This is a genomic window from Candidatus Viridilinea mediisalina (assembly GCF_002532535.1).
Classification (GTDB): domain Bacteria; phylum Chloroflexota; class Chloroflexia; order Chloroflexales; family Chloroflexaceae; genus Viridilinea; species Viridilinea mediisalina.
In genome coordinates this window covers 1-1,505 of the sequence record NZ_NQWI01000270.1, presented here as the reverse complement: position 1 = coordinate 1,505, position 1,505 = coordinate 1, and the positions used below count along the sequence as shown (strand labels likewise).

Annotated in this window: 2 protein-coding genes; both read right to left on the bottom strand. The window is 49.7% G+C overall.

Going from position 1 to position 1,505, the window contains the following annotated elements; all coding sequences use genetic code 11:
• Positions 1-22: 22 nt before the first annotated feature.
• On the bottom strand, positions 23-1,099 hold the full coding sequence (locus CJ255_RS21925; protein ID WP_097646192.1) for a transposase: 1,077 nt from the start codon (positions 1,097-1,099) through the stop codon (positions 23-25).
• Positions 1,062-1,457, bottom strand: a complete 396-nt coding sequence (locus CJ255_RS21920; RefSeq protein ID WP_097646191.1) for an ISAon1 family transposase N-terminal region protein — start codon at positions 1,455-1,457, stop codon at positions 1,062-1,064. Before CJ255_RS21920 ends, CJ255_RS21925 begins: the two co-directional genes overlap by 38 nt.
• Positions 1,458-1,505: the final 48 nt, after the last annotated feature.

Here is a 1,505-nt window from a genome sequence, read left to right as displayed (position 1 = left end):
GGCTAAATATTATTTTGAGGTGCTAAGAGAAATAGTTCCTTAGCCTAAAGTAAAAGAACTCCCGATCCCTAGTGCCCTGATTGATCATGATAAAGCGCTTAATTTTACCATTAATACATTCAGCAATGGCGTTGGTTTCCCCTTTTCCAAAGTATCGTTTTATGATGGTTTCATTACGTTCTACCAAGGATTTAAAGTTTACCATCTCATCAATATCCATTTGTTCCACCTTACGATACCACGCATTGATCGATAGGTTTATCTGCAGGGGGTCACGTCCTACATTTGCCTTCTTGTACCAGTCTCTAAACTCGCAGCTAAGCCGATAGGCTTTTTCTATTTCAGGGTATATGTTAAAGAGGGCTCTTGCTCTCTGGGATTGCTTGTGGGTCCATTGGCTATCGTACTTAAAAAGCAGGAACCTGCTTCTGGCCAGCAGCTCCAGCGGGGTTTCTCCATGGGGCGTTTTCTCTTGGGCATAAGTGAATTTCCGTTCCTTGTACCGCTTGCCCTCGAGCTCACACTGGCCTTTCCTGCGCTTCTCCCGCTGCTTGTGCTCTTCAAACTTGATCCTTTTGTCCCTTAGTATCTCTTGCCGGTACCGTACCCGAACATCCTGGCACGCCTCCATGAGGCTTTTGATGATATGGAACTTGTCGGCGATGTGTCCGGCATTGGGGAAGGCCTCCCGGCAGAACCAGTCGTAACCATTGGATAGGTCACGGGTTATGGTTCTGACCTCAAAAGCTTTGGCGCCGAAGTTGGCAGCGATCTGGCTGAGCTCATTTACCTTTAGCGTGTTGGCGAGCAGCGCCACCTTCCCGGTGTCCCGGTTGGTGAGGATGGTGTGCATCTCCTCCCCAACCTGCTTCTCGTCAATGGCCATATGGGGGCCAAGGTGCTCTGCGCTCAGGATGGGGACACGCACCGCTTTGGCCTCCCCCTTCTCTTTGATCTGGAGGTCATGCTGGTGAAAGCTGCGCTGCGCCTCGGGGTCAAGGAAACCGCTTAGCACATCCCTGTACCAGCGCCAGGCTTTCTGCGGGTCAATGCACAGGGCCTTAGCGATCGGCGTTATGTTGGTCTGGAGTTTGTCCAAAAGCCCCTTTTAAAAAAGAAGCGAACTCGCTGGTTGCTTTTACCCCCTCCGCATGGAAGGCATACGCGTTGCTATAGTGTTGCCGCTCCCCTTTGTACTTCCAACGGCGACGGAAGAGGTTGAGATAAACCGCTTTCCCTTTCAGCGGAAAGCTCTGCAGCTCCAAAGGGTTGCAAAAACCATCCAGGGCAATGTCCTTGGGCTGGTCCATCTCTGCTGGAATCAGTTCCGGCAGCTCTTCAAAGCGAATGCGGATGTACTCCTTCTTCTCCTCTACCTTTGTTATTGAAAAGTGCAGTATGATTTCCTCAGGAAAAAATACCGACAATAAGGCCTTTAGGCTTTCTTGTGTTTCCATACCCAAAGGTAATAACTCTTCTCCAGCACCTCAAAATAATATTTAGCC